Annotated in this window: 27 protein-coding genes; 21 read left to right on the top strand and 6 right to left on the bottom strand. The window is 54.0% G+C overall.

Going from position 1 to position 23970, the window contains the following annotated elements; translation table 11 throughout:
- Nucleotides 1-58 precede the first annotated feature (58 nt).
- Genes C3F13_19155 through C3F13_19140 form a run of 4 tightly spaced genes read right to left on the bottom strand, consistent with a single transcriptional unit; the run spans nt 59 to nt 3462 of the window.
- Nucleotides 59-325, bottom strand: a complete 267-nt coding sequence (locus C3F13_19155) for a hypothetical protein (protein PWB49519.1) — start codon at nt 323-325, stop codon at nt 59-61.
- Nucleotides 322-672, bottom strand: a complete 351-nt coding sequence (locus tag C3F13_19150) for a hypothetical protein (protein PWB49518.1) — start codon at nt 670-672, stop codon at nt 322-324. Before C3F13_19150 ends, C3F13_19155 begins: the two co-directional genes overlap by 4 nt.
- Nucleotides 673-705: 33 nt before the next feature.
- Entirely contained in the window at nt 706-1821 is a 1116-nt protein-coding gene (locus C3F13_19145; GenBank protein ID PWB49517.1) for an NADP transhydrogenase subunit alpha, read from the bottom strand.
- Nucleotides 1822-1830: 9 nt separating this feature from the next.
- Nucleotides 1831-3462 (bottom strand): methionine synthase, encoded by a 1632-nt coding sequence (locus tag C3F13_19140; GenBank protein ID PWB49516.1) that lies wholly within the window; start codon nt 3460-3462, stop codon nt 1831-1833.
- A 430-nt stretch (nt 3463-3892) separates the two neighbouring features.
- Here C3F13_19140 and C3F13_19135 point away from each other — a divergent pair, with 430 nt between their 5' ends.
- From C3F13_19135 to C3F13_19090, 10 genes are all read left to right on the top strand, one after another.
- Nucleotides 3893-4315 carry an aminoacyl-tRNA hydrolase gene (locus C3F13_19135; GenBank protein ID PWB49515.1) on the top strand — a complete coding sequence of 141 codons (423 nt, stop codon included), beginning with the start codon at nt 3893-3895 and terminating at the stop codon, nt 4313-4315.
- Between the two features lie 190 nt (nt 4316-4505).
- Nucleotides 4506-4943, top strand: a complete 438-nt coding sequence (locus tag C3F13_19130) for a hypothetical protein (protein PWB49514.1) — start codon at nt 4506-4508, stop codon at nt 4941-4943.
- Nucleotides 4944-4973: 30 nt separating this feature from the next.
- Complete coding sequence (locus C3F13_19125) at nt 4974-5225, top strand: hypothetical protein (GenBank protein PWB49513.1); 252 nt, start codon at nt 4974-4976, stop codon at nt 5223-5225.
- Entirely contained in the window at nt 5222-5692 is a 471-nt protein-coding gene (locus tag C3F13_19120; protein PWB49512.1) for a thioesterase, read from the top strand. The genes C3F13_19125 and C3F13_19120 overlap by 4 nt, the downstream gene beginning before the upstream one ends.
- Before the next feature lie 14 nt (nt 5693-5706).
- Entirely contained in the window at nt 5707-5994 is a 288-nt protein-coding gene (locus C3F13_19115; protein ID PWB49511.1) for a hypothetical protein, read from the top strand.
- Between the two features lie 133 nt (nt 5995-6127).
- A complete protein-coding gene (locus C3F13_19110) occupies nt 6128-8812 on the top strand; it encodes a hypothetical protein (GenBank protein ID PWB49510.1) in 2685 nt (894 codons plus the stop codon).
- 112 nt (nt 8813-8924) lie between these two features.
- Nucleotides 8925-9308 carry a hypothetical protein gene (locus C3F13_19105; GenBank protein PWB49509.1) on the top strand — a complete coding sequence of 128 codons (384 nt, stop codon included), beginning with the start codon at nt 8925-8927 and terminating at the stop codon, nt 9306-9308.
- Nucleotides 9309-9327: 19 nt separating this feature from the next.
- Nucleotides 9328-10035 carry a twitching motility protein PilT gene (locus C3F13_19100; protein ID PWB49508.1) on the top strand — a complete coding sequence of 236 codons (708 nt, stop codon included), beginning with the start codon at nt 9328-9330 and terminating at the stop codon, nt 10033-10035.
- Nucleotides 10036-10051: 16 nt separating this feature from the next.
- Nucleotides 10052-11014, top strand: coding sequence for a hypothetical protein (locus C3F13_19095; GenBank protein PWB49507.1), 963 nt, complete (start codon nt 10052-10054; stop codon nt 11012-11014).
- Between the two features lie 18 nt (nt 11015-11032).
- The gene (locus C3F13_19090) at nt 11033-11278 is read left to right on the top strand and encodes a DUF493 domain-containing protein (protein ID PWB49506.1); all 246 of its coding nucleotides are present in this window, start codon (nt 11033-11035) and stop codon (nt 11276-11278) included.
- Nucleotides 11279-11456: 178 nt separating this feature from the next.
- Here the strand turns inward: C3F13_19090 and C3F13_19085 are convergent, their stop codons facing one another.
- Nucleotides 11457-11861 (bottom strand): GxxExxY protein, encoded by a 405-nt coding sequence (locus tag C3F13_19085; GenBank protein PWB49505.1) that lies wholly within the window; start codon nt 11859-11861, stop codon nt 11457-11459.
- Between the two features lie 49 nt (nt 11862-11910).
- On the opposite strand from C3F13_19085, the gene C3F13_19080 reads away from it, so the two are divergent.
- Nucleotides 11911-12168, top strand: coding sequence for a hypothetical protein (locus C3F13_19080; GenBank protein PWB49504.1), 258 nt, complete (start codon nt 11911-11913; stop codon nt 12166-12168).
- A 26-nt stretch (nt 12169-12194) separates the two neighbouring features.
- On the opposite strand, the gene C3F13_19075 is transcribed toward C3F13_19080, so the two are convergent.
- Nucleotides 12195-12839, bottom strand: coding sequence for a YigZ family protein (locus C3F13_19075; protein ID PWB49503.1), 645 nt, complete (start codon nt 12837-12839; stop codon nt 12195-12197).
- Nucleotides 12840-13029: 190 nt separating this feature from the next.
- Between C3F13_19075 and C3F13_19070 the strand changes: the two genes are divergently transcribed.
- The 10 genes from C3F13_19070 to C3F13_19025 all read left to right on the top strand — a co-directional run bounded on the left by C3F13_19070 (nt 13030) and on the right by C3F13_19025 (nt 23910).
- Nucleotides 13030-14097, top strand: a complete 1068-nt coding sequence (locus C3F13_19070; GenBank protein PWB49502.1) for a cytoplasmic protein — start codon at nt 13030-13032, stop codon at nt 14095-14097.
- Nucleotides 14097-15611, top strand: coding sequence for a hypothetical protein (locus tag C3F13_19065; protein PWB49501.1), 1515 nt, complete (start codon nt 14097-14099; stop codon nt 15609-15611). The genes C3F13_19070 and C3F13_19065 overlap by 1 nt, the downstream gene beginning before the upstream one ends.
- A 102-nt stretch (nt 15612-15713) precedes the next feature.
- Nucleotides 15714-16958, top strand: a complete 1245-nt coding sequence (locus C3F13_19060) for a hypothetical protein (GenBank protein PWB49500.1) — start codon at nt 15714-15716, stop codon at nt 16956-16958.
- A gap of 177 nt (nt 16959-17135) precedes the next feature.
- Complete coding sequence (locus C3F13_19055) at nt 17136-17756, top strand: hypothetical protein (protein PWB49499.1); 621 nt, start codon at nt 17136-17138, stop codon at nt 17754-17756.
- A 38-nt stretch (nt 17757-17794) separates the two neighbouring features.
- Entirely contained in the window at nt 17795-18508 is a 714-nt protein-coding gene (locus tag C3F13_19050; protein ID PWB49498.1) for a hypothetical protein, read from the top strand.
- 164 nt (nt 18509-18672) lie between these two features.
- Complete coding sequence (locus C3F13_19045) at nt 18673-19032, top strand: glyoxalase (GenBank protein ID PWB49497.1); 360 nt, start codon at nt 18673-18675, stop codon at nt 19030-19032.
- Nucleotides 19033-19153: 121 nt separating this feature from the next.
- Nucleotides 19154-20215 carry a phospholipase gene (locus C3F13_19040; GenBank protein ID PWB49496.1) on the top strand — a complete coding sequence of 354 codons (1062 nt, stop codon included), beginning with the start codon at nt 19154-19156 and terminating at the stop codon, nt 20213-20215.
- On the top strand, nt 20216-22741 hold the full coding sequence (locus tag C3F13_19035; GenBank protein PWB49495.1) for a hypothetical protein: 2526 nt from the start codon (nt 20216-20218) through the stop codon (nt 22739-22741).
- 6 nt (nt 22742-22747) lie between these two features.
- Entirely contained in the window at nt 22748-23362 is a 615-nt protein-coding gene (locus tag C3F13_19030) for a metal-dependent hydrolase (GenBank protein PWB49494.1), read from the top strand.
- An 83-nt stretch (nt 23363-23445) separates the two neighbouring features.
- Entirely contained in the window at nt 23446-23910 is a 465-nt protein-coding gene (locus C3F13_19025) for a hypothetical protein (protein ID PWB49604.1), read from the top strand.
- Nucleotides 23911-23970: the final 60 nt, after the last annotated feature.

Genomic DNA, 23970 nt, shown 5'->3' with positions numbered 1-23970 from the left:
TGTAGCCTAACAGCGAAGCGTTCGCGCAGGCATGCATCCGGACTGAAACAGTACCAACCTATACGCGAATATATTCTTTAATATTGAGGACGAAGATAGCAGCTTTATGCGTGCCAGCGGCTTCGATAGCAGTAGTATGCTCTTTGATAATTTCCACGGCGCGTTGAATCTTATCCTCCTCCAGACCAATTAATAAAGTAGTGCTGCCCCGACGGAACAAGCCACCCGTGGAGGCAATGCAGGTCACCCGGTATTGTTCATCGGTCAGCTGCCGGGCGATTTTGTCATAATCGGCATCATTGACAATGGCGATCATCAGTTTCATTGCAGCACCTCCAGGTATTGATCAATTTCGAGGATGAAGATGGTGGCACCACCGACTGTGATCGGTATTGGACTGGGTATGGGAAGAGGCTGACCTTCGATAGGCATAGACACATATTCGATACGCTGCCGGCAGTTACGCTTGACCTCCGACACGACCAGCTCAACCTTGTCGGATCCCACAGGGATAAGCAAGGTGACGTTTTTTCTGCCAAGAAAAGCACCCGTGCTGGATAATTCGTAAGCTACCACACCGGATCGTTTCAGGGAGGCAGTGACCATGTCGGCATCCTGAGCTTGCAGTACCACCATAAGAATCACCATATTTGATTGATCAATTTGTTCCATGTCTTCCTTCCCAGTTACGGGGCAGTCCAGAAATCATCCGCCTGATTCCAAGGTGCCCTCCGTCACATAATGGATCAATTCATCGGTGCTCAGATTGTTAATTCCCAGCTTTTCAATGGTACGGCCACGACGCCAGTAATCGGTACGATGTATTATACTGGCTAATTTAATTATGCCATCAATTCCGCTGACTGCAACCCCATATCGCTGCCCAAGGGAAGCAATCGGTACCAGGCTCATGGGAACATCTTCAAAGATATAGCGGTGGTTCAGTGTTGGGGGGGCGTTAATGCCATAATAGCCAGGCTGGTTATGAATAGCCTCATTCAGGTCCTCACCCTCAGCGTCATAGGATAGCTTCAACCACTCCATCCCGGTGCGGGCACGGATGCCAATCGAGGCAGCCACCGTCACGCGCTCACGGTCAAGGGATTCGAGGACACGCGCTACCGAGGGAGTCACGCCATCAATGTAGAATTGAAAATCTCCGTGGGTTGATTCGATCCAGCCGGAGTTCAAGATCGTCAGGGCAGGATGGAAGATGGCGCCCATGTTATTCATTCCGGTTTGCAAGACATTCCCGCCGTCGATGAACACCGGAAATACCTCGCGCACACGGTCAAGGACGAACTGGTTACGCCGGGAAGGTAAGGCTGCCAGGGGAACAGCCTCCTTGATGCGGAAGATGCGCGCCTGGGCTGGACCGTCAGAGCGGGAGGCATAGATAAAGGTTTCAGCTTCGGCGATGGTGACATCGGCTGTGCATCCGTTATTGCGAATCACCTTGTTGAACTCAATGGCCCCGCAAGTACGCCCGGGATGAAGGATGACGATCTGTCCATCTTTAAGGTATGGAGCACAACTGCGGGCAACATCAGCATGGGCAGAAGAAGGGACCACTACCATAATCATGCTGGCATGCTCAAGAGCTTCAGCAATATTCGAAGTCACCATTTGCAAGCGGCCAAAACCGCGTGGGCCGGTAAGATTGCTTTCAAGGTATATCCCACCCAATTCTTTGATGGCCGCGACGTGGTCGGGAGTACGATTGAATAGCAAGGTTGGAAATTCCATCAGCGCCAGATGAGCCGCCATGGCTTTCCCGCCATGCCCTGCACCAATCACAGTGATATTAAATTTATCAGACATGCTTTCCTCCTATGACAAGAAATTTGCCAAACGTCCCGCCTCGGCCAATGGTATCCCATGTTTATCAACGGCCAGGCAGGCACCATTGACCAGCCGTGTTTCTACCCGCCCCAGGGCAAAGGGATTATTTTTGAGCTGAGGCGCATCCAGAATGCCGATGTGGACGGAGCGCGCCAGGGTGGACGGATCGATAAATGGATCAGGCACGCTATCTGGTGCGATTTTCCGGATAGCTTGCAGGGTGACCTGAGCCTCAGAGACAAGCTGGTGGGAGCGTTCCTGGACAGCCGGATCGGCGGTCAGGTCTGGGGCACCACTCAGCGCATTCTCGACCACCCGGCGAGCCATGTGGCAGGCTTCAATGACATCTCCCGCCTCGGCGGCATGCAAGGCTTCTGTGTGGCCAACCACATGGATGATATGCGGTCGTAGAGCCATCTGCAAGTAGATACTGGCAGCCAGATGGGCACGGGCGGCAGCAATATTAACCGGGTAGCTAAGCAAGCCTGTGCGGGTCTGCCGCCAAATTCGGAACTCAGGACCTTCAAGGGGCTTGATCAGCTCCAATACCGCCAGCATCTTGGCCAGGTCCATGGCATCGGAGGTACCGGGCGGGCTATTGAACATCAGCTGAGCAAGATAGTCGGTGACGCCGAAAGCGCGAGCGTTATAGGCAGAGAGGTAAGCTGAAACCACAAAGACCACATCGGGGGCATCGCGCATCCCCCAATGGTGCGGCTCATTGAGCTCCACGGGGACACCTCGCTCACCATACCAGGCCATCACCTGCTGGTGCTCACGAATCGAGCCTTCCAGATCCCAGGGACCGCGGCCATCCATCTGGTTAAACCAGAAGAGCGGGATTGCGCACCAGGCATTGTGGATAGTATTGAGATACATTTCAGCCAGGCGGATAAAGTCATCGGTGCCCGAATAGGTGCGCATGAGCGGGTAATTCCCCCGGAGGCTGGCAGTAAATAATGCCCGGTAATCGCCCGCCGTGCGAACCGGCACACCCCCGGCACCTTTGCGGCGAGGATCCTGCCTCTCGGGGTGGAAGAAGTTTTCCTGGGCGTCCTGGTCGATCCCTAGCGAAATGACATCCAGGACTTTGCCAGCTGAAATCTCCTCAACACCCTTCAAGCTGGCTTCCAGGGTGGGCAAACCGAAATGATGCCTGAGCAGCGGATAGGGAGCTTTCCACGCAATGCGCTCAACCAGGGTGCGTGGATAATCGGATGCGGAAAGCTGAGGTGCAACCTGCCCTTTTAGATAGGCCAGGACCTCTTCAGGGGGCTGGGTGCCATCAAAGACTCTCTCGAAGAAACCCAACCGGGCAGCTCGTTCAGCCACTGGAGGGGTGCCTCCAAAGGTAAAACGCACTCCCGAGGTACGCAGGGTATCAGCTGCCTCGGCGAATTCACCCAACAGGCGTTCACCGGTCTCGGGAGTGAGGCGGTAAGACACCCCTACCAGGTCAGCCTGCTCGCGCCGAGCTGCACTTAAAACGACTTCAATGGGAACGGCTGGACCGAGGAAAACCGTACGCCACCCCGCAGCTTCAGCGAGGCGCAGAAAACTCAACACCCCGGCAACATGAACACATTCCCCCAAAGCAGCTGCTACAACAGTCTTTGGCATACACCCTCCAGTAAAAGAATGACCCCTATTGACCAAGCATCAATCGAAATAATCCAGAACCCATTTCCAGTTGAAACTCCCAGAAAGGTCCGGATAACAGCAGCGACGATCAAAATGGAAGGGTAATAATGGCAACGGGATTGGAATAATCTAAGTGAGCCTGCCCTGAAATAACAGGTCGGGAAATCGGATACGAGCATTCAGGGAAGGTAATTATTAGCACATCGTCCATCAAAACAACCCCGTTTTCAATGATCAGCAGAAGTATATTATCTTTAAATAAAAGGGGTGTCAACAACTGCCGGGAAGTTAATCATTAGGCTTTGATTAATCACAAAGCTCAAAAAACGGATTGATGATACCTGAGGACAGAATAACACGAGCAAGTGATCATTGTTCCAGGGCATGATCTGGCTGATATACTTAGTTGATGATCGCGATCACACCATCCATCTGGCTGAACGAGGACGAGCTCAAGTTTGATTTCTTACGTGCCCCAGGGCCCGGTGGACAAAACGTAAATAAGGTTTCCAGTGCAGTCCAACTGCGCCTGGACGTCAGAGGCTCTCCATCCATCCCGGAGGGAGTCAAGCAACGGCTGATCCGCCTGGCTGGCAGGCGAATCACCAGCGAGGGAATATTAATTATCGAGGCAAACCAATACCGGAGCCAGGAACGCAACCGGGAGGCAGCCATGGAACGCTTGACCCAGCTGATCGTCCAAGCCAGCCTAGAGCCCAGGCCGCGTCAAAAAACCAGGCCAAGCAGAACGGCAACCTTGCGTCGCCTGGAGACCAAACGTAGACGGGGCATCATCAAGCGCATGCGTCAGCCCGGCGAACTTGATGGGTAATCGTCGGGTAATCGTCACTGAACCGTCAAGCAGACTTGTGAGTAATTAGTTATGATAAACATAGTTGAAGTTTTCTTTTCTCCTCCTTTTTGAGAGCCGGGCCTGACCCGGCTCTCGTGATTTAAATCAAGAGTTGTAGTGCGCCAAATTTTGTACTATACTCCAGCGAGAATATTCGGTGGAGAATGCCATGGCGGATGACAACAAGAACGACAGGAAGGCATTAATCGAAACGGTGCTTGCAGAAGCGGTGTTAGCCCGGCTGGCTACCACCAACCCGAAGACCTTGCAACCGCATGTCGTTCCGGTATGGTTCATGTGGGATGGAGACTGTGTATGGATCAGCAGCTTCGTCAGCACCCGAAAGATACGCGAGCTGAAGATCAACCCACGCGGGGCGGTGCTGATCGAATCTAAGCAGGAAGGGGGTAAGCTCACGGCGGTGCTGTTGGAAGGCACGGTGGAGCTGGTGTCGGAACCGCGTGAGCTGGTGAGTGAAGTTGCCAGCCGAATTTACCTGCGCTATCTCGGGCAGGATGGTTTGAATGAGCCCGAGCCACAGTCGTGGCTGAAGGACCCAGAAAACGTGCTGATCAAGCTGACGCCTACCAAAATCGTTTCATGGTAGAGGCCAATTGAGCTGGATGAAATAGTTACCTTGAAAAGAGTTCGGGCTGATAAAGACTTAGAGCTAACCAGGCAGCTGGCAAACCGCCTTGAGCACCTTTCAGTCGATTCCACCTATGCTCACCGGGCAAGCGGGTTACGTGGCTCGCTGTTACGATATATAGAGCGCATGGAGGCAGGTGAGCAGCTGGACGACGGAGCAAAAGCTGGCCTGGAGGAGCTGGTCCAGGATGGATATACGATCCTCGAGATGGCAGCCAAAGAAATAGGAGCAAAGCGATGAGTGAAAAAGCTTTCCAGGATTATTATCCTGACAATGTGAGTTACTGTTATGGTTGCGGACGGCTGAACGAACGTGGCCTGCAGATCAAGAGCTACTGGGATGGGGATGAAAGCGTGTGCCTTTACACCCCAAGAGACTATCATATCGCCATCCCTGGGTATGTTTATGGCGGTCTGATCGCGTCTTTGATCGACTGTCACTGCACAGGAACGGCCGCAGCCGCTTCTTACAAGGCGGAAGGACGCAGCATGGACAGCCTGCCAGCATTCAGATTCGTGACTGCTTCGCTAAAAGTGGATTACCTCAAACCTACCCCATTGGGGGTGCCCCTGGAAATCCGGGCAAAGGTCAAGGAGATCAAAGGTCGCAAGGTGGTGATGGATGCCTGGCTATCCGCCAATGGACAGGTTTGCGCCCGGGGAGAAGTGGTGACGATCCAAGCGCCAGCGGCGCTATTTGGAGAATGACAGGCAGGTGTGACATGCCACAATATTACGTCGAGGGCCTGTTCGCCAACAAGCAAGGGGGGCGGAAGAAGCAAAAGACCAGCAGCTACGCGGCCAACTCGATCGAGCCCTATGCTAAGACCATCTGGGCCAACAGCCCGAAGGAAGCCATCCTATTTGCCACGGATGAGCTAAACGGTGGAGAATGGACAGAAGGGCCAAAAGTCAGCCTGGTCACCGAGGAACAGCGCATGCGTACACAGGGGGCGCCGGAATTCCCGGGCTTTTCAGCCAGCCAACCAAAACCAAAAAAACGCAAATGAGGCTGTGAAAACCCTGAATCCACTAGCCACCAGTGGCGAGCTGCAATCTAATAGCGCACTAATAATATGAGACGGGACAGAGCGTAGGGGATGATTATAATGAATTAGGATTGCTAGAATTCCTGGGGGCAGCATGAAGCGACGATGGATTTTTTGGCTGCTGGTTATCATCTTTCTCTGGGTGGTGATCAGCCGATTCAGTGATATCACCAAGATAGCCGAGACACTGATGCAAGGTCAGTGGCAGTGGGTAGTGGCGGCCATCCTGTTTATGATCGTCTATTTCACCACGTATACAGGTATCTACCATTCAGCCTTCCAGACGGTCGGTATCCAAAGCCGATTAGTCGAACTGATCCCTCTGACATTCATCTCCATATTCATGAATGTGGCGGCACCGATTGGCGGAGCTAGCGGGATGGCGGTCTTTGTGGATGATGCCTCCAGGCGCGGACAATCTGCCGCCAAGGCGACAGTCGGCACATTGCTGGTGATGGTGGCGGATTTTTCAGCCTTTCTGGTGGTGCTGGTGACCGGGATGATCTACCTGTTCACCCACCATAATCTCAAATACTACGAGAGCCTCACCGCAGCCCTGCTCCTGCTCGTCATTGGGGGATTGACCTCCTTCCTGTTGCTGGGATTATGGCGCCCCTTATGGCTGCGACGCATTCTCAGCTGGGCACAACGGTTTGCCAATTGGATGGCGCGCATCTTCAACCGCCCGGCTTTCCTGGAAGACAGCTGGGTAGAGAATAACACCGCTGAGTTCACCGAAGCGGCAATTGCCATTGCGGCACGACCCGCATTGCTGATGCAGACCATCGGAATCGCCTTCGTTGCCCACCTGATCAACCTGAGCATGCTCTACTCACTATTCCTGGCGTTTCACCAGAAGGTGCATTTTGGGATGCTGGTGGCGGGGTATGCGATGGCCATCCTGTTCTGGATCATCGCCGTGACACCCCAGGGGATTGGAGTGGTGGAAGGCATGATGACCCTGGTATTCGCCTCCCTGGGGGTGCCGCTGGCTAATGCGACCATCATCTCCCTCGCTTTTCGCGGCCTGACATTTTGGATCCCACTGGCAATTGGGTTCATCCTGTTGCGGCGCTTGAAATACTTTGGCGCAAAGGAAGAAACTACCAGCGAGCTTTGGGGTGTGCGGTTGGTAGCCATCCTGACGGCGGTGATGGGGATCATTGATGTGCTATCCGGGCTGACCCCCACGCTACACACCCGGATGGTGATGCTTGAACAATATTCTCCCTTTGGAGTGAGCATAGGCGGTCACCTGACCTCGGTGCTGGCAGGATTCGCCCTGTTGATCCTGGCCAATGGGCTGTGGAGGCGCAAACGCCTTGCCTGGGTACTGACCGTGACAATTTTGATCCTAACGGTGCCTGTGCACCTGTTTAAGGGATTGGATTACGAAGAGGCGATCCTGGCAGCAGTCCTGGCAGCCTGGCTGATCTACCTGCGCCCATATTTCCATGCCCAATCTGACCCGCCGTCCGTCAGGCAGGGACTGCTAGCTCTGCTGGCAGCCCTGGTCTTCACCTTGCTGTACGGCGTGCTCGGTTTTTACCTGCTGAACCGGCATTTTATCGTGGCTGGCCAACAAGCCGGCTTCAGCATCCTGGGCGCGGCACGGCAGACCGTGGTGATGTTCACCCAATTTTATAACCCAGGCGTGGTGCCCACCGGTCGTTTCGGACGTTACTTCGTTAGCTCGATTTATATCGTAGGGGCAGTAACCATTGGTTATGCCCTGATCATGCTCATCCGACCCGTTTTGGTGCGACGCGGGCCGACCCAGGAAGAACGGTACAAGGCCCAGGAAATCATTGAGGCTTACGGCCGTAGCTCAATCGCCCGCATGCTCCTTTTTAATGATAAGTTGTATTATTTCAGCCCGGGTGGATCAGTGATCGGGTATGCGGTGGAGGGCCGCATCGCGCTGGTACTGGGTGACCCCATTGGACCGACTGAAGAGACGCTAAGCACTATTGCTGGATTCAAGGAGTTGTGTGAGAGGAATGATTGGGAAGCCGCTTATGCACAGGTGTTACCAGACAACCTGGAGGCTTATCATGAGCTGGGTTACCACGAAGTGTGTATCGGCCACGAAGCCATCATCGACCTGACCACCTTCAGCATCGCCGGGGGTGATAAAAAGAACATCCGCACCGGAGTGAACAAGATGAACAAGTTGGGTTACCGGGCGGAAGTGCGGCAACCTCCCCATCCTGCCGAGCTCATGCAGGAGCTGCACCAGATCAGCGATGAATGGCTGACTTCGATGCACGGCACTGAGAAGCACTTCTCGCTGGGATGGTTCGATAAAGATTATCTAAACAGCACCCCACTGATCGTTATCCATAACCCCGAAGGGTTTATCGAGGCGTTTGCGAACATCATCCCGGAATATCAGGTTAACGAGATCTCGATTGACCTTATGCGCCATCGTAAACAGGCAGAAAAGGGGCAGATGGACTTCCTGTTTGTGAACTTGATCGAATGGGCCAGGGCTGAGGGATATGCTACATTCAATATGGGGCTGAGTGGTTTATCGGGTATTGGGGAGCACCCCACCGATCCAACTTTCGAACGGGCACTGCATTATGTGTACGAACACATTAACCAGTTCTACAACTTCAAAGGCCTGCACGAATTCAAGGCGAAGTACGACCCAAGCTGGTCTCCAAGATACCTGATCTACCCAAGCGCTGCCAGTCTCCCTGCTGTGGCGATCGCCATGATGCGCGCCGATGCAGGGTCCGATATACTAAAACGGAATCTGAAACACCCCAAATAACGTGGACTGATCAAATTGCCTGGAAAAGAGACACCAAAAACCGGGTATCAGGCTATAATGCCGGCGAATAACCGTTATGATATGAATATCGCCAAGCATATCAGGAGGTAATATGGCGGACAAATCGATCATCCAAAAACTATCTGTCAAACCGGGAACCAGGTTCCTGGTGGTGAACCCACCAGCCGGATATATCCAGGCACTTGGTAAACCACCCGAAGGCGTTACATTATTGAGTGACTCAAGCTGCCAGGTGGAAGCAATCCAAGTGTTCGTCTCAAATAAAGCCGAGCTGGAGGAAAAATTGCCTGAACTCAAGGATCTCCTGGCAGCCAAAGGCATGCTGTGGGTGACCTATCACAAAGGCACCTCCAAGGTGAAGACTGATATCAACCGCGATTCGATCAACGCATATGCGCAAACGCTAGGCTTGCAGGGTGTGGCGATGATCTCGATCGATGATAACTGGTCTGCCTTGAGGTTGAAGCTGGCTTGACGGGAATGCTGAGCTTTCCATGAAAGCCACGTTTTCCTTCGTTGGGGAGCTGAACGACTTCCTGCCCCACTACCGCAAGGATATTTCGTTCACCCTGGAGTTCGCACCTCACCAATCGCTCAAGCACATGATCGAATCGCTGGGCGTGCCGCACACAGAGATCGGGCAATCACAGGTCAACGGGCAAGCCGTGGATATCAACCAACGCCTGCACGAAGGTGACCAGATAAAAATATACCCCCCCGACTCGCCACTGGAAGGGGAGGCACGCTTCCTACTGGATAACCACCTGGGTAAACTAGCTACATATCTGCGCATGCTGGGCTTCGACAGCCAATACCGGAATGACTATCAGGATGAAGAGCTCGCCAGCATGGCAATGGAGGAGCAGCGCGTGCTTTTAACACGCGACCGGCGGCTGTTGATGCGCAAGGTAATCAGGCACGGATACTGCATCCATCAAACTGACCCACGCCGGCAGGCAGGTGAAGTGCTGAGGCATTTCAGATTGGTGGCGCAGGTGAAACCGTTTCAACGCTGCCTGAGATGCAACAGCCCACTCGAGGTGGTCAGCAAGGCCGACATCCTCGAGCGCCTGGAACCTCTGACCAAGATCTACTATAACGAGTTCCGCATCTGCCCATCCTGCAACCAGATTTACTGGAAAGGGTCACATTACGAACACATGCTGGAGATGATCACGGATCTGGCAAAACAGGCGGAATGATGGTGCGGAGGCTCTCATGCGGACAATTCGAGAAGTTCCCTGGTTTTATTATGTTGGGGCAGTTATTCTATTCGTCGTAGTCGTGCTGGTTTCAGCCAGGTTGACGCTGGCTTTTACTTCGCCCCCAGAGGTCGTGCTCCATGGAAGCTTATCCAGCCCAAAGGCTGAAAATATCTTCTACCTGCCGATGATTCAGGAGGCTGAGCCTCACTCGGCAATCATCATTGACCACACCAGCCGGGATATCACCCAAATACCATCCGTGTGGATCGAGGCTGCCAAGCAAAACGTGGTCTGGTCTTACGGCTCCACTTCGCATGGCACGCAAATCTGGGCAGGAGCTGACTATATAAGCAGCCATGACAGCCCTCCCGTCTACAATTTTCTCAAGGAGTGGATCATCCCTCCCGACCAAAGCAACCCACCCTACTTGCGCATGGGTTATAACAGCGGTTTTAGCTGGAGTGCAAGCGCTTTTCTGGCTAACGCACGCAATATGCTTAACTCGGCACCGCAAGCCAATGCCTTCATGTGGTCATGGTGCGGCGAGATGTCGTGGCTTAGCACTGGCGAAGTGCAGCAGTACCTGGACATGATGACCCAGCTGGAGGGGGAATATCCTGAGGTGCGCTTCGTATATATGACAGGGCACACCGACGGCAGCACAGGTGATTCGACGCTTAATCGCAACAACAACATGGTGCGTAATTACGTAATGGCAAATGGCAAGGTGCTGTACGACTTCGCCGATATTGAAAGCTGGCTGCCGGACGGCACGCCTTACCCCAACCCCGATGACAGCTGCCCCTGGTGCCAGAGCTGGTGCGACAGCCATCCTGGAACCTGCCCATCACCAGCAATTAGCTGTGCCCATTCCCACTCGTTGAATTGTTATTTGAAAGGACAGGCATTCTGGTGGCTTTCGGCACGCCTGGCTGGCTGGGATGGCACGGCGAGCATACAGGGCTGCAGCCAGTAGGGTATAATCACCCCCCTAATGAATTTTCCAACCCGCTTTCCGGTCAAGGTCATGGGGGCCAACCAGGATGATTTTGAGACCCTGGTGGTGGAGATCATCCGCAAGCATGCCGAGCTAGCGGAGGAGGATGTTGTAGTGAGCCGGCTCTCACGGAACGGCAAATTCGTCTCGATCACGGTGCAGGTCAAGGCTGAGAGCCAGGAGCAGCTGGACAACCTGTACCGGGAGCTCTCCGCCCACGAACGGGTGCTGATGATGCTGTAGAGCTGAACTGTGATTAGAATGAGTAATTGATTGACTGTGATTAGAACCTTGTTAAAATCATGCTAATCATAGAAATCTTGATCCAGACGGCTTTGTCATGAACTATGATTTGAATGATTAAATGATGGACTATGATTAAAACCTTGGAAAAATCATGCTGATCATTTAATCACATCAATCATGGTTCGTGCTTTTTAAGTTTCATCACGCGCTTGTATTCCAAGCTACGCGAGCCAAAGTTTAGTAACAATCCCACTTCTAATCCATAAGCTTCAAGATAATTAATCGCCTGAGCAAGATGGACATCCTCTAAAGCTATCACAGCCTTAATCTCCACCATGACTTTTTCTTCAACGAAGAAATCCACCCGGCGTGTGGCAATATCAACGCCTTTGTAGTAGATTTTCATCTCATGCTCACGCGTGAAATCTAATCCCTGGGAATGCATTTCAATTTCCAAAGCACGCTGGTAAATGACTTCTTGAAAACCATTACCGAGCACGCGATGAACTTCCATAGCACAAGCGATTATTTTTGCGGTGAGGTCGGAATGCAAATATTGGGGATTGATGGGATTCTTCATAGTAAATAGACCATCTATAACTGTGATTTACGTGATTATATGATGGACCATGATTTATGGGTCAAGGCGGTCAGAAAAGCAATTCACAATTCAGAAATTTTTCATCGAGATATATGATTTGATTGTTTACATGATAGAGGATGATTTTGGAGCCTGGAAATCATGCCAATCAAGCAATTATAAAAATCATGGTTCAGATGTTATTGTCTTGAACGATGATTTTAATGATCATATGATTGACTATGAAATCTTACACATGTTGAATCCAAATACTATTGATGGGCAGTGTAAATCAGCACTGTTTTAATCATAGTAATCATTAAATCATATAAATCATGGTTTAAAAGTTAGCGGCATCAATATCTCAGTGGTCTCGATGATCTCTGCGGTCACCTTGCCCTTGGTCAGATCACTTAAGGCAGACTGAAAAGCCGGTAGTTCCTCCACCCTCAACCGGGCAGTCAAGGTCACTTCGGCGGTGAAATCCTCATCCAGCACCTCACCGAGGTGGGCAGAGACCAGCAGGCGTATACGCTCCAGGTAGGTGTAGGGGAAAACCAGCATAACCGTGTGGGTGAGCACCTTCGCGGCGCGCGGCACTGCCTCCACAACCATGCGCACTGCTTCAGAATAGGCCCGCACCAGCCCGCCGGTGCCCAGCTTTGTCCCACCGAAATAGCGCGTGACCACCACTGCGACATCGCCCAACCCGCTGCCACGTAGCACCGCCAGGGCAGGCCGGCCGGCGGTACCCGAAGGCTCACCCGCATCCGAGCAGTGGGCAATCTCCGAAGCAGCATGGCCAACAAGGTAGACCGGCACATGATGGGTGGCATCAGGAAACTCAGCCTTGATGCGTTGTATAAATCCTTTGGCTTCATCAACGGAAAAGACCGGGGCCAGGCAGGCAATGAAACGCGAATTAGCAATGACGAGCTCGCGGCGAATCTCATGGAGTGGAACTGGATAGGAAGGCATGAGAGGATTATAACTTCAGTGGTGCCAAGAGAGTGAGCTGGTATTCCAAGACGTTTCATCAAAACCAGCACCCATAAAACCAGCCTGCGCTAGCTGCGAATTTTGCTCAGTGAAGGATTCGCATTTATAATACATCCCTAACCAGACTTTATTGTTGCTCCTCTACCAGGTATACCTACGGAGATTGCCTATGACACGCCGACACCCCCTCTCGCGCCGGACGTTCATCAAACTGACCGCCACTGTGGCGGCAGGTGCAGCCCTGGCAAGCTGTAGCCCCGCAAAGAGCACAAGCTTGCCAACTAAGGTGACACCGACAGAACAAATCGCGCCAGCCAACCCAACCTCGAGCCTGGCAGCCACGGTTACCAACCCGGCTGAACCCACGGCAGGTGAGGCAACGCCTGCAGAGCCAGGCAGCCCCAGCCCTGAACCTTCAGCGACCAGTACTCCGGCGTACCTGGCTGTAGCGCACGGGCCAGACCCAGCCGCGATCACGAGAGCAGCCATCGGAGCACTGGGCGGCATGGCCAGTTTCGTCAGCCCAGGATACGACGTGATCATCAAGCCCAATATCTGCACCGATTACCACCCGCCCGAATACGCCTCCACCACCAACCCCACGGTGGTGGCAACGCTGGTGAGCATGTGCCTGGAAGCAGGTGCCAAGCGGGTGCGGGTAATGGACTATCCATTCGGAGGCACGGCCAAGTCGGCGTATGAAATCTCAGGGATAAAGGAGGCTGTCGAAGCAGCGGGTGGGGAGATGCACGTGATGACCCGTTCCAAATATGAAGTGGTAGATATCCATCAAGGCAAGGATATCAGCTCGGTAGAGATCTACCCGGATATCTTGAATGCTGACCTGCTGATCAACGTGCCCATCGCAAAGAACCACGGCTCGACCAAGCTGACCCTGGGGGGAAAAAACCTGATGGGGGTAATCCTTGACCGCAATCTGATGCACATCAACCTCTCACAGCGCATTGCCGACCTGACCAGCCTGGTGATGCCTGAGCTGACCGTGATTGACGCGGTGCGCATCCTGACCAGGCACGGCCCGACCGGTGGCGACCTGGCAGACGTGAAACAGATGGATACCATCATTGCCAGCCGGGACATTGTTGCAGCGGATGCGTATGCAACCACCCTGTTTGGCATGAGCGGGGAGGACATCGGTTATATCAAAGCCAGCGCCAAGATGGGCCTGGGCACGCTGGACCTGTCAAGCATCAACATCCAGGAGCTCAAGCTCTGATGAGCTGGAAAAATTGGCGGCGGGTGCGGCAGGCCGTCCAAATACTATTTTTCGCAGTCTACATCTACCTGATCTTTGCCGTGGTGGAACGCAGGGTCGCCCCGGCACTCTCCGATATCTTCTTCCGCCTGGATCCATTGGCTGCCCTGGGGGCCATGCTGGCCAGCCGAAGCTGGATCCCCAAGCTGGCCCTGGCACTGGTCACCGTTGGGTTGACCCTGATCATCGGGCGAGCGTGGTGTGGGTGGATCTGCCCACTCGGCAGCCTGCTGGAATGGGTAACCTTCAAAAAAGCCCGTAAACGCTCAGCAACCATCTCGCCGCAGTGGAGATGGGTGAAATACTTCCTGCTGGCCGTCAGCCTGGCAGGAGCACTCTTCGGTATACTGACCTGGCTGGTACTGGACCCAATCGCCATCTTCACGCGCACACTGACCACAGCCATCCTGCCCGCGATATTCTATGCCATCAACAGCGTGGAGGCGATTCTCTACCGGGTGGATGTGCTCTCGCCAGCCCTGGATAGCTTTGAAGGCATCGTGCGGGGGGTGGTCATCCCGGTGGAGCAGCCTGTGTTCGCCCAAAGCCTGCTGATTGCCGGGATGTTCACAGGCATCCTGGCCCTCAACATGCTGGCACACCGCTTCTGGTGCCGGTACCTGTGCCCGCTTGGGGCTCTACTGGGTTTGCTCTCCAAGATTTCACTGTTCCGCCCGTTGATCGGCAGCGCTTGCACGCAGTGTACACGCTGTGCGGTGGTGTGCAAGCCAGGAGCGGTGGACACCAACCCGGAAAACTTCCACATCATGCCATCCGAATGCACAGTCTGCCTGGACTGCTTTGCCAGCTGCAAGCCGGGAGATATCCGTTTTGGGCTTTCTGTAAAACCAGCCCCAAAACACGAGTTCGACCTGACCCGCCGGCAAGCGTTGGGAGCCCTGGCAACCGGCGCAGCCGGGGCGTTACTGCTCGGCACCGACCTGCACCTGCAACAGGACAATCCCTGGCGCATTCGCCCACCGGGCGTGAGTGTTGAGGATTTATTCCTATCCACCTGCATCCGCTGCTCGCAGTGCATGAAGATCTGCCCAACCACAGCACTGCAACCGGCAGCCACTGAAGCAGGGCTGGCTGGATTGTGGACACCCCTGGTGGTGCCACGCGTGGGTTACTGTGACTATGGCTGCACCGCCTGCGGGCAGGTCTGCCCAAGCGGAGCGATCCCCAGGCTGCTCCTGGAGGAAAAGCGCATGGCAGTGATTGGAAAAGCCAGCATCGACCGTAACCGCTGCCTGCCCTGGGCAAGCGGGCTGGCGTGCATCGTGTGCGAGGAGATGTGCCCCACGCCGCAGAAAGCTATCCGCCTGGAAGAAGCGGAAGTGGTGGATGCAAGTGGTGAAGTGACGTCGGTGCAGCGCCCCTCCGTGTTACGAGAGCTGTGCATCGGCTGCGGGATCTGCGAGCATTATTGCCCTCTGGAAGGCACAGCTGCCATCCGTGTTTACGATGCATAAGCCATTTTTCCTTCCCAACAACACTGAAAGCTTCCCAACCGATTTATAAAATGATGTAGAATATCAGCATAGGACACTTGCAAGGGCGCTAAGGAGGCAACTATGAAAAAGAAAATCATCTTCACCTGTGCACTGCTGGCAATACTGGCAGTGGCAGTTACCGCCTGTAAGTTACCGGCGAGCGGTAATCCCCCACCCGTCGCTACCCAGCAGCCGATAATACCAACAACGACCACTGGCATTCAAGCCGAGCCGACGAACACCTCCCTGCCACCCACCCAGGTTTTGGTACCAGCCACCCCGATTCCAACGAGTACGGTGCCAGCGACCGAGGTGTCACCCCCTCCAACCGCAGTTCCAGTGGCAACCTTACCGTCTGCCAGCCGGATCCAGTTTGCTGCCGGCGGGACAGGTGCCACGGTTGAAGGCATTGTAGACACCAGCCAGACGCTGTATTACGTCTTGAAAGCCAATGCCTCACAGACGATGAGCGTAAAGCTGGCTTCCCCCAACGGAGATGTGTATCTGGGAGTGTTTGGGGCGGATGGTCAGGTTCTGCTGAACAGCTCCGCACAACAGACCACCTGGTCGGGCACCCTGCCAGCGACACAGGATTACTACCTGAGCATGACAGCCGGGAATGGCAAATCAAGCTACACCCTGACGGTGGACATCCCACCCGGCCAAGCCGCGCCTACTGCTAACGTCACGCCCATCACCGGGTCGTTCAACCCGGTAGCAGTCTACGGGCCAGCGACATTTGAAGACCCAATGACCGGCGGCAATATCAATGATTGGACGAACCCGACTACCGGACTGCTTCCGAACACCAGCTATATTAAGATCAGTGAGATCGATGCAAAATTCTACGTAACGGGAAAGATGCCCGGGTTCAGTACCTGGTACTTCCAATGGCGCGAGCTGAGCGATTTCTACCTGCAGTCCACCTTTGACTCGGGCAGCTGTGCCGGAAAAGATGCCTACGGGTTGATCGTGCGCGGCCCCGAACACCAGGCCGGTGTATCCTATGGATATGTGGTGTCTTTCACCTGCGACGGCTCTTTGTGGGTGTTCCGGCTAGACGGAGCCAACCCGTATACAACAAAAGAATTAGTAAGCTATACACCCAGCAGCTATATCATTGCTGGCACCAATAAGCAAAACGTGATGGGGATCAAGTTCATCGGTAACACAATCACAGTATATGCCAACGGTAACCAGATCGCCGAAATCTTCGACAATAAATTCACCTCCGGTCGTTATGGCGTATTCGTCAGTCCTGAAAATACGACCAACTACACCTACCGGGTGGTGGAGATGTCTTATTGGGATCTGGCTAAGAAATAACCAACTGAGCCTCAATTAAAGCCAAACTGGGCTGCCCCGCTTGCTTTTAGGGCAGCCCAGTTTTTTTACCATCCTTAGAATCTTTTATACAAATTCTAAGTAAATCTACATTGTTTATTTACTTAGAAGCTGATAAAGTTGGGAATTCTACTCTAGCTTGTCGATTAAGGATGCTTTATGGACGAATGGCTGAGTTTGAGCAAGGCAGCACAACAGTTGGGAGTTCATCCGAGCACCGTCAGAGCCTGGGCTGATCATGGATACCTCCCTTCACAGCGAACTCAAGGGGGACACCGGCGCTTCCGACGGTCGGATGTCGAGCTACGCATGCATACCCACTGGGAAAGCGCGACTCCGGAGGCACCCTCGGTATACGCCAATGTTTTACGGAACACCCGGGTACAGATCAGTGAAAGCAACCTGGAAAGCGAAAACTGGTATCGCAAGATGGACAATGATGCCCGCGAGCAATACCGCCTGAGTGGACGCTCGTTAGTGCAAGGGCTGATCGGCCATTTAACGTCCAATGGCGATGGATTAGACGCCGAAGCCCGCTCACTGGGGTATGAATATGCCTCACGCGGACAACGAGTAGGATTGAGCAGTGTAGAAGCAGCCCATGCCTTCCAGTTTTTCCGTACCGCAGTGATGGATGCCATCCTATCGGCCTATGAAAATGCAGATGTGCGCTCGCCGCAAATCTGGTCCGAACTGTTCCGCAAGATGAACTCATTTTCTGACATCATCATCATTACCCTGTTGGATACTTACGAGGCAATTCAGCACAGCTCACATTAACTTAAGATAGTTAATATTCCACTAAACACGGAGAAAAAATGCATTACCTGCCAATTTTGACCACGATCATCACATTCATCTTTGCCGCGGCAGTTTTCAGCCGATTCCGAACCCGGCATGGTGCCCACCTGTTGTTTTGGGGCATCGGACTGGTCCTATATGGGCTGGGAGCACTGACCGAAGTCATCTTGCTGTTCACCTTCAACGCAGCTGCACTGAAATTGTGGTACTTATGTGGTGCCATGCTGACCGCTGCCTGGCTTGGGCAAGGCACGGTCAACCTGCTGGTGCGGAGACGGGGTGTGGCGACGATGTTGAACTATGTCCTTATCATCATCAGCCTGCTGGCAATCGTATTGGTATTTATGGCGCCTATTACCTCGGCTGCAGCAACATATAACCCGAGTGTGCCATTATCTTCACAGTATAAAGATATCCTGACTCGTTCGGGATTGGTAACCCTGCTGACGATCCTGCTCAACATCTACGGTACTTTCACCCTGGTGGGTGGGGCGATCTATTCCGCGTTCATATTTTGGCGTAAGCGCATCTTGTTCAACCGCATGGTGGGTAATATCCTGATTGCAGCAGGCGCAATCCTGCCTGCCATGGGCGGCACGTTTATTCAATTGGGGCTGCCGGATTTCTTGTACCTGAGCGAGTTCTTAGGCGCGATATTGATGTACGTCGGTTTCCTGCAAGCCACAGCCGTCGTCCCGGTAAAAACCACTGCACCGGCGGCAACGGATTAAGGAAAGAAGCCTCACGATAACTTTTTTCAAGCACTCATCGATCATGGCGAAGAGGTTTCATCAAAGAGGGATTATTAGCCCTCTCCGGAGCAGAACCTGAATCAGGAATCTAATGGCAACCAACAGGCTTTGCTTTGGGAAAACCATGTGGAAAGGAGTGACCTATGAACGAGGGAATACGAACGGTAATCTACCCGGTTAAAGACCTGAACCGGGCCAAAAAAATGTTCAGCAGGCTGCTGGATACACAGCCATACGTTGACGAGCCTTACTATGTTGGGTACCGGATCGACGGCCAGGAAATCGGGCTTGACCCGAACGGCGATAAAGATGGCCATAGTGGCCCGATCGATTACTATCATGTCGATGACATTCGGAAACACCTGCAGATCCTGCTGGATGGGGGTTCTGAACGGGTGCAGGAAATCAAAGATGTAGGCGGGGGCAAGCTGATTGCATCGGTCAGGGGACCGGAAGGGAACATCATCGGGCTGATCCAGATGCCCAAAGAAATGAAACATTAGCGGGTAGATCAACAAGCCGGTCTGATTAATCAGGCCGGCTTTTTTATATTACGAAGAAGGATTATGTTTAAGCTATAATCACTGGTACATTGCTTAGCCCCTGAAGTGCACCCAGCCTCCCTTGATTAAGCGCATCCTGATCCTCTTAGCCATGATCTTTGCCACCAGTGCCTGTTCTACGGCGATAGGATCGGTGGTGGGCATCACACCCTCACCTCCTTTGGACAATCAGAGCGGATGGTATGAGGTTTATTTCACCGAGCCCAACAACCCCAAAGCAACGACCTTCAGGGGTGGTCCGGATGAAGCCCTGGCAGCCGCGATCGAGCAGGCACGCGTAAGCGTGGTCATGGCAATATACGACCTCAACCTGTGGTCCATCCAGGATGCGCTCATCTTGGCACACCGGCGGGGATTGGACGTCCGCCTGGTGGTCGAGAGTGATAACATGGATGAGCAGGAGGTACAGGACCTGAAAACCGAGGGAATTGAAGTGCTGGGTGATCGCCACGAAAGCCTGATGCATGACAAGTTCGTGGTCATCGACCGCAGCGAAGTATGGACTGGCTCGATGAACTTCACGACAGGAGGCGGGTACCTGGATAACAACAACCTGATTCGGCTACGCTCGAGCAAGCTGGCAGAAGACTACACCCGGGAATTCGAGCAGATGTTTGTGAATGACGCGTTCAGTAAGGAGAAACACTCCGAGACGCCTTACCCCACGTTCACAATCAACGGCAGCGCGATCGAGGTATATTTCTCCCCGGAGGATGGCACCCTGGAGCATATCCTGGAAGCTGTCAACTCCGCCAGGGAAAGCATCTACTTTATGGCATACTCCTTTACGTCCGATGAGCTGAGGGCCGCGCTGATCGAACAGGCGCAGGCTGGCGTGGAAGTGCGCGGGGTATTTGACGAGGATCAATACAAGAGCAATTCAGGCACCGAGTTTGAAGCGCTGGCTGAAGCCGGGGTAGACGTCAGGCTGGACGGCAACACCCACCTGATGCACCACAAGGTCATCATCATCGATGGGCAAAAAGTGATTACCGGCTCGTATAATTTCAGCAACAACGCTGAGTATAATAATGATGAAAACACGCTCATTATCCATAACCCTGATATTGCGGGAGTGTATATAAATGAGTTCCAGCTTGTTTATGAAGAAACAGAGAGGTGAATGATGGTGGAAACCGGTGGGAAATTTTACCTTGGACGGGCTTATGACCCGCAGCAAGCCAAAACGACGGATCAGGTACTTTTGTACGAGCCGGCAGACCTGACCACGCATGCCGTGGTGGTCGGCATGACTGGCTCGGGCAAGACCGGATTGTGTATCGACCTGCTGGAAGAAGCCGCACTGAACCACATCCCGGCCTTGATGATCGACCCCAAGGGCGACATCACCAATACATTGCTGCACTTCCCCAACCTGCTGCCACAGGATTTTCAGCCCTGGGTCAACCCAGACCAAGCGCGCCGGGCAGGAAAGTCGCTTGAGCAAGCTGCAGCAGACGCCGCCCAGCTGTGGAAACAAGGGCTAACGGATTGGAATATCGACCAGCCACGCCTGCAGACTCTGTCTGAGTCGGCCAAATTTGCCATTTTCACCCCAGGCTCGGATGCGGGCATCCCGATCAATATCCTGGCATCATTCAAGGCGCCCACCATTCCGTGGGAAACCAACAAGGAGACGCTGCGGGAAAGGATCTCCGGCACGGTGACAGCCCTATTGGGGCTGGTGGGGATGACGGATATCGACCCGGTCCGCTCACGCGAACACATCCTGCTTGCCAACATCTTTGAAAATGCCTGGAGGCAGGGCAAAGACCTCGACCTGGGCGAGCTGATCCTGCAGACCCAATCGCCGCCCTTCCCGAAATTAGGCGTGTTCGATGTTAATACCTTCTTCCCCGAAAAAGACCGCTTTGCGCTGGCGATGTTGCTGAATAACATCCTGGCTGCACCCGCTTTCCAGGTATGGATCGAGGGTGAGCCGCTCGATATTGCCTCCCTCTTATACACTGCGGATGGCAAACCCCGCCACAGTGTGTTTTACATCTCCCACCTGAGCGACGCGGAACGCATGTTTTTCATCACCCTGCTGTATTCAGCGGTGGAAACCTGGATGCGCAGCCAGACCGGCACAACCAGCCTGCGTGCACTGGTTTACTTCGATGAGATCTTTGGGTATTTACCGCCGGTAGCCAACCCACCCTCCAAACAGCCGATGCTGCGCATGTTGAAGCAAGCGCGCGCTTTTGGGGTCGGACAGGTTCTGGTGACGCAGAACCCGGTGGATGTGGATTATAAGGCGCTCTCGAACGCCGGGACGTGGATGATCGGCAAACTGCAGACCGACCAGGACAAGCAACGCCTGTTGGACGGGCTGGACAGCGCCATGGCGGGCGGACTTGACCGGGCAGCCTATGACCGGCTGATCTCCACCCTGGGCAAGCGGGTCTTCCTGTTGCACAACGTGAACGCCAAGGGACCGGCCTTGTTCCAGACACGCTGGGCGATGAATTACCTGGCCGGGCCGCTGACCCGCACGCAAATCCCCGAGCTAAACAAGCTGGCTGGGACCAGCCTACAACCGGCGGCTACGCCACCCATGACTGTACCAGCAGGGACGACCGCCACACAGGCACCGGCAGCGATGGCTGCAGTTCCAACCACGGCAAGTGGGACTTCCGGCCCAGCAGGGTTCTCGGCCACGCGACCGACAATCCCAACCGGTATACAGGAGTATTTCCTGCCCAACAACCTCACCTTCACCCAGGCATTCAAAGCGGCAGAGCGAGAATACCCAGCGGAAGCGTTCAGCCAGGGTCTGGTCTATCGCCCGGTGATCCTCGGGCAAACCAGTGCCCGGCTGGTGAGCCTGAAATACAAGCTCGATATCGATCTATTCAAGACAGCGTTGGTAGCGAATCCGGACCGCAGGGGAATCGTGCGCTGGGATAATTACCCGAGCCCAAAAATTGACCCGGAGCGCCTGGATAAAGCACCTGCTCCGCAGGCACGCTTTGCACCGCTCCAGGCTCCGGAGAACGATGTAAAGGTAATGAATGCCCTGGAAAAAGATTTCGAAGACTGGTCCTACCGGGCAGCCCAGATCAACATTCGTGCGAATGATACCCTCAAGGTGTATGCAGGGCCGGAGGTGAGCGAGGGAGATTTCCATGCGGCTTGCAGCAGGGCCGCCCAGGAAGCCAGCGAAGCGGAAGCTAAAAAAGTCTCTTTGACTTATGAGACCAAGCTGCGCATCCTGAAGGATAAACTGGAACGCGAGCAGCGTGAGCTGAAACAGGACGAAGCCGAGCTCTCCAGCCGAAAAATGGAGGAGCTGGGTACAGGGCTTGAGGCGGTGGCAGGTATCCTGGGCTTTGGACGCAAACGCTCGATTAGCTCATCGCTAAGCAAGCGCAGGATGACCTCCAATGCCAAAAGCGACGTGGAGGAATCGGAGGAGGCAATCAAGGACTACCAGAAGGAGATCGCTGACATCGAGGCAGAAAAAGCGACTGCGACCCAGGCCATCCGCGATAAATGGGCAGAAATTGCCAGCCAGACCAGCGAAATCCCCATTTCGGCACAAAAGAAGGACATCCTGCTGGATATCTTCGGGGTAGCCTGGATGCCCTACCACCTGGTGAAAATTGGCGAGGAAGTAGTGGAGTTGCCAGGTTTTTCGGCAGGCTAAGCGGTAATGGAATACCAGCGCTACCAGATCCGAAACAAGCAGGGCGAGCAGGTGATCGTCAACCTGAAAAGGGATAAACGCCTGACCAAGACATCCCGCTGGGAGCGGCTGCCGGATGGTTCCCTGCTTTTACGCATACCGTACCGACTGCCAAGATACCGTGTGGCAGCCCTGCTGGAGCAGGTAGCCAGCCAGGTGGACAAAGCCAGCGCGGTACGCGCCAGGCGGACGGATGCCGAGCTGCACCAGCGGGCGGAGCGGATCAACCATAAATATTTTAAGGGCAAACTACAATGGAATAACATCCGCTGGGTGAGCAACATGCAGGCGCGCATTGGCAGCTGCACGCGGGGAGGCCCAACCGATGGCGAGATCCGCATCAGCGATAAGATCAAAGGCTGGCCAGACTGGGTCATTGACTACGTGATCGCACATGAGCTGATGCACCGCAAATACCCCAACCATTCAGCGGCGTTCTGGAATGACCTGCAGGCTGGATACCCATTAACCGAACAGGCGCGGGGTTTTATCCAGGGCATGAGCTTCGCAGCTGGCCGGGTGCTGGACGATGACCTGGAAGAGCCATCGCAGGCGTTCCAGGATAATCCCAACAAATCATAAACAGATGGCACAATCCTTGCAACCAATCCTAAGCTATGGAAGATGATCCATCCATCCCCGTTGATTATATGAATGTTGTCGGGTTGCTCAACCGGCGTGAGATCGAGGCCCGTATCCTGGCCCCCCTGCTGGAAGCCCTGTGCGTGGAATATGACCGTGAAAAGGTGTGGGAAATCACCCGCAAGGTCATCCAGGACATTGCCCGAGAGCAAGGTGCCCAGATGGCAGCCGGCATGGAATGCAATGACCTGCAACACTTTGCGCTGGCGACCGAAGCGTGGAAGAAAGACAACGCCATCCAAACCGAGGTGCTCGAGCAAACGCGCAAGCGATTCTGCTTCAATGTCTACCGCTGCAGATACGCAGAAATGTACGCTCACCTGGGCATCACTGAATTGGGCAAGGTGCTGTCTTGCGAACGCGATTTCGCCCTGCTACAAGGCTTCAATCCCGATATCACGCTCACCCGCACCCAAACGATCATGGAAGGGGCGGATATCTGCGACTTCCGATTTGAAGTGTCTCCCACTAAAAAACCGCACCGTTAATTTGCTTGACGCAGGTTTGGGAATATGCTAGTATCATCTACGACGCCGCTGTTCGGCCAA

The sequence above is a fragment of the Anaerolineales bacterium genome, assembly GCA_003105035.1.
GTDB lineage: Bacteria > Chloroflexota > Anaerolineae > Anaerolineales > UBA4823 > FEB-25.
Note: the sequence above shows the minus strand (reverse complement) of the source record. Positions and strands in the feature narration are given on the sequence as shown.

Bases quoted from the DNA above. Each gene is read 5' to 3' on its own strand.
- C3F13_19155 (PWB49519.1), bottom strand. From the start codon at position 325: ATGAAACTGATGATCGCCATTGTCAATGATGCCGATTATGACAAAATC.
- C3F13_19150 (PWB49518.1), bottom strand. From the start codon at position 672: ATGGAACAAATTGATCAATCAAATATGGTGATTCTTATGGTGGTACTG.
- C3F13_19145 (PWB49517.1), bottom strand. From the start codon at position 1,821: ATGTCTGATAAATTTAATATCACTGTGATTGGTGCAGGGCATGGCGGG.
- C3F13_19140 (PWB49516.1), bottom strand. From the start codon at position 3,462: ATGCCAAAGACTGTTGTAGCAGCTGCTTTGGGGGAATGTGTTCATGTT.
- C3F13_19135 (PWB49515.1), top strand. From the start codon at position 3,893: ATGATCGCGATCACACCATCCATCTGGCTGAACGAGGACGAGCTCAAG.
- C3F13_19130 (PWB49514.1), top strand. From the start codon at position 4,506: ATGGCGGATGACAACAAGAACGACAGGAAGGCATTAATCGAAACGGTG.
- C3F13_19120 (PWB49512.1), top strand. From the start codon at position 5,222: ATGAGTGAAAAAGCTTTCCAGGATTATTATCCTGACAATGTGAGTTAC.
- C3F13_19115 (PWB49511.1), top strand. From the start codon at position 5,707: ATGCCACAATATTACGTCGAGGGCCTGTTCGCCAACAAGCAAGGGGGG.
- C3F13_19110 (PWB49510.1), top strand. From the start codon at position 6,128: ATGAAGCGACGATGGATTTTTTGGCTGCTGGTTATCATCTTTCTCTGG.
- C3F13_19105 (PWB49509.1), top strand. From the start codon at position 8,925: ATGGCGGACAAATCGATCATCCAAAAACTATCTGTCAAACCGGGAACC.
- C3F13_19100 (PWB49508.1), top strand. From the start codon at position 9,328: ATGAAAGCCACGTTTTCCTTCGTTGGGGAGCTGAACGACTTCCTGCCC.
- C3F13_19095 (PWB49507.1), top strand. From the start codon at position 10,052: ATGCGGACAATTCGAGAAGTTCCCTGGTTTTATTATGTTGGGGCAGTT.
- C3F13_19090 (PWB49506.1), top strand. From the start codon at position 11,033: ATGAATTTTCCAACCCGCTTTCCGGTCAAGGTCATGGGGGCCAACCAG.
- C3F13_19085 (PWB49505.1), bottom strand. From the start codon at position 11,861: ATGAAGAATCCCATCAATCCCCAATATTTGCATTCCGACCTCACCGCA.
- C3F13_19080 (PWB49504.1), top strand. From the start codon at position 11,911: ATGATTTATGGGTCAAGGCGGTCAGAAAAGCAATTCACAATTCAGAAA.
- C3F13_19075 (PWB49503.1), bottom strand. From the start codon at position 12,839: ATGCCTTCCTATCCAGTTCCACTCCATGAGATTCGCCGCGAGCTCGTC.
- C3F13_19070 (PWB49502.1), top strand. From the start codon at position 13,030: ATGACACGCCGACACCCCCTCTCGCGCCGGACGTTCATCAAACTGACC.
- C3F13_19065 (PWB49501.1), top strand. From the start codon at position 14,097: ATGAGCTGGAAAAATTGGCGGCGGGTGCGGCAGGCCGTCCAAATACTA.
- C3F13_19060 (PWB49500.1), top strand. From the start codon at position 15,714: ATGAAAAAGAAAATCATCTTCACCTGTGCACTGCTGGCAATACTGGCA.
- C3F13_19055 (PWB49499.1), top strand. From the start codon at position 17,136: ATGGACGAATGGCTGAGTTTGAGCAAGGCAGCACAACAGTTGGGAGTT.
- C3F13_19050 (PWB49498.1), top strand. From the start codon at position 17,795: ATGCATTACCTGCCAATTTTGACCACGATCATCACATTCATCTTTGCC.
- C3F13_19045 (PWB49497.1), top strand. From the start codon at position 18,673: ATGAACGAGGGAATACGAACGGTAATCTACCCGGTTAAAGACCTGAAC.
- C3F13_19035 (PWB49495.1), top strand. From the start codon at position 20,216: ATGATGGTGGAAACCGGTGGGAAATTTTACCTTGGACGGGCTTATGAC.
- C3F13_19030 (PWB49494.1), top strand. From the start codon at position 22,748: ATGGAATACCAGCGCTACCAGATCCGAAACAAGCAGGGCGAGCAGGTG.